This is a genomic window from Micromonospora sp. 4G55, assembly GCF_016803375.1.
Map to the genome: position 1 here is coordinate 1 of NZ_JAEVHN010000781.1, position 2,617 is coordinate 2,617.

Here is a 2,617-nt window from a genome sequence, read left to right on the forward strand (position 1 = left end):
GGGCTGGTCCGCGACGGGCAGAAGCTGCTCGTCCCGTACGCGCTGGCCCTCGCGGTGGCCGTGGCGCTCGGCGCGGAACGGCTCGCGACCGGCTGGCCACCCGGTTCGACCGGACCACCGGCACGGTGCTGCTGGTCGGCGCGGCCATGCTGCCGGTGGCCCTCCTGCCCGACCTGGCCTTCGGGGCGCTCGGCCGGTTGACGCCGGTGAACTACCCGGCGGACTGGGCGGTGGTCGCCCGGCAGGTGGCCGACCGGCCGGGTGAGGTGATCTCCCTGCCGTTCCAGGAGTACCAGCGGTACGCCTGGAACGGCGGCCGGGTGGTGATCGACCCGGCCCCGCGCCTGCTGTCGTCGCCGGTGCTGATCGACGACACCCTGTGGGTGGGTGACGTCGCGGTCGGCAAGGAGGACCCGCGTGCGGCCCAGGTGCGCGACCTGCTCGCCGCCGGCCGTCCGCTGGCCGCCATGGGGGCGCGTTGGGTGCTGGTGCAGCGGGCGTCGGGTCCCGCCGTGCCCGTGACCTCGCTGGTCGGGCTGCGGCTGGCCCACGCCGGTGCAGAGTTGACCCTCTACGAGAACCCGGCCTGGACGGCCCCGGCCGGCCGGAACGGCCCCGGCCCGGTCGGTTACGCCCACCTGCTGGCCGGAACGGTGGTGTTGGCCATCGGTTTTTCGGGCACTGCGCAGGTGCTGCGGCGCGTGGTAGCGTCCCGGCACGCGAGTCCCGCGGAAGGAGAAGGTGGATGAGGAACCTGCCCGCGTTCGTCGCCGTCGGGGTACTCGGGGTCGTGCTCGGCCTGCTCGGCAGCGTCGGTCTGGCGAATGCGCTCAGCCCGTCCGCCAAGGAGGCCGCCAACTCCAAGGTGAGTGAGCAGAGCTCCGAGAGCACGCTGTACGGCACGCGCTGAACCACCGTCGACCGGGGCGTCCGCTGATGCGGGCGCCCCGGTCGCGTGTCTGCGGCAGTTCGCGTGCCGGCCGTCAGCGGGTGGCGGTGAGCCGGGCGACCAGCTGCGCGAAGCGCGCCCCGGTCGCGGCCCAGGTGAAGCGGGCCGCGTGGGCCAGCGCCGCCTCACCCATCGCCTTGCGCCGCACGTCGTCGGCGAGCAGCTCGCGCACCTGGTCGGTGAACTCGGCCTCGTCGTCGACCAGCAGGCCGGTCTCGGTGTCGACCATCGCCTCGGCGACGCCCCCGGCGTAGCGGAACGCGATCGTCGGGGTGCTCCGGGCGGCGGCCTCGACGATGGTCAGGCCCCAGCCCTCCTTGAGCGACGGGGTGAGCGCCAGCCAGCAGGAGGAGAGCACCTCGTGCTTCTCCTCCTCGCTGATGAAGCCGGTGAACCGGACCCGGTCGGCGACGCCGAGGGAGTCGGCGATCTCCCGCAGCGGCTGCTCCCACCAGCCCTGACCGGCCACCACCAGCTCCAGCTCCGGCAGCTCCCCGGCCAGCTCGGCCACCGTGCGCATCGCGATCTCGACCCGCTTGTGCGGCACCAGGCGGCCCAGCACCAGCAGCGACGGGTGGGCGGTGCGCGGCAGCGGCGGGCCGGTCACCGGCGGGGTGCCGTTCGGCACCACGTCGATCCGTTCCGCGTCCACCCCCAGCTCGGCCAGCTCGGTGCGGCTGGCCTCGGAGACCGTCACGTAGCGGCAGCGCCGGTAGAGCCGGACCGCCAACCAGGACTCGATCCACCAGCCCAGCCGGCACATCCACGGGCCGAAGACCACCGGCCACTGCTCCCGGTGCACGTGGTGCACCAGGGCGAGCACCGGGCGGCCGGCGTACAGCGGGGCGAAGAACGGCACGCCGTTGCAGACGTCCACCACCAGGTCCGGCAGGCCGCCGCCGCGCCGGCCCAGCGGGCCCAGCCCGAACCGCCCGGCCAGGTAGGTCAGGGCCGCGCGGGCGTACACCGTGTGGCGGGAGCCGCGGCGCAGCACGCGGACGCCGTCGGGGTTCATCTCCTCCGGGCCGCCCTGCGCATGGGCGGCGCAGAGCAGCGTCACCCGGTGGCCGGCGGCGACCAGTTCAGCGGCGATCCGCTCGATGTAGACCTCGGAACCGCCGCCCTCCGGGTTGCTGGTGTCGCGCCAGTTCAGGAACAGCACGTGGCGAGCGGTGGTGCTGCTGGAGGTGTCCACGCTGCTCCTACCGGTCAGTAAGTGGCACGATCGCGCCACCCTAGGGCGGCCCGGGCCGCGTACGCAATGGGTCGGACCGGCAGCGACGATCGGATAACAGCTCGTCGACCGGGGGTTTGCCGGGGACCCGAAACCTTGGCAGGGTGTGTCAGCGCGGCACGATGCGGGGTCGGTGAACACACCGGCCGAAACCGTCCGCGACACCCGTGACCTGCGGCAGCGTGCCGGCGGACGGGCGACGACGAGTAGGGGAGGCAGCCGTGGTGGGCGACGTGCCGGCGCGGTTGCTCGCCCGCCGTTCCCCGGTGGTGCTGCTCAGCGCCGCCCTGGTGCTGCTGCTGGTCGGCTGGGCCGGGTACGTCTGGCTGCGCGACGAGCGGGTGACGCCGGAGTGCGCCGAGCGGGTGCGGCTGCGGGTGGCCGCCGCCCCGGTGGTCGCCCCGGCGGTGGACCGGATCGCCCGCGCCTCGGTC

The 2,617-nt window shown here is 74.4% G+C and carries 5 protein-coding genes; 4 read left to right on the forward strand and 1 reads right to left on the reverse strand.

Annotation, left to right across the window (positions count from 1 at the left end; translation table 11 throughout):
• The 3 genes from JNW89_RS34070 to JNW89_RS34080 all read left to right on the forward strand — a co-directional run.
• Window positions 1–201 (forward strand): hypothetical protein (locus JNW89_RS34070; protein WP_238452161.1); only part of this gene is annotated, 201 nt, incomplete at its 5' end.
• Complete coding sequence (locus JNW89_RS34075) at window positions 126–749, forward strand: hypothetical protein (RefSeq protein ID WP_238452162.1); 624 nt, start codon at window positions 126–128, stop codon at window positions 747–749. The genes JNW89_RS34070 and JNW89_RS34075, both read left to right, overlap by 76 nt.
• A complete protein-coding gene (locus JNW89_RS34080) occupies window positions 746–910 on the forward strand; it encodes a hypothetical protein (protein ID WP_157745799.1) in 165 nt (54 codons plus the stop codon). The genes JNW89_RS34075 and JNW89_RS34080 overlap by 4 nt, the downstream gene beginning before the upstream one ends.
• Before the next feature lie 73 nt (window positions 911–983).
• Here JNW89_RS34080 and JNW89_RS34085 read toward each other — a convergent pair whose 3' ends face one another.
• Entirely contained in the window at window positions 984–2,144 is a 1,161-nt protein-coding gene (locus tag JNW89_RS34085) for a glycosyltransferase family 4 protein (RefSeq protein ID WP_238452163.1), read from the reverse strand.
• Window positions 2,145–2,404: 260 nt separating this feature from the next.
• Between JNW89_RS34085 and JNW89_RS34090 the strand changes: the two genes are divergently transcribed.
• Window positions 2,405–2,617 (forward strand): hypothetical protein (locus JNW89_RS34090; protein WP_238452164.1); only part of this gene is annotated, 213 nt, incomplete at its 3' end.

Excerpts from the sequence above, each read along its gene's own strand:
- JNW89_RS34080 (WP_157745799.1), top strand. The coding sequence starts at position 746 with ATGAGGAACCTGCCCGCGTTCGTCGCCGTCGGGGTACTCGGGGTCGTG.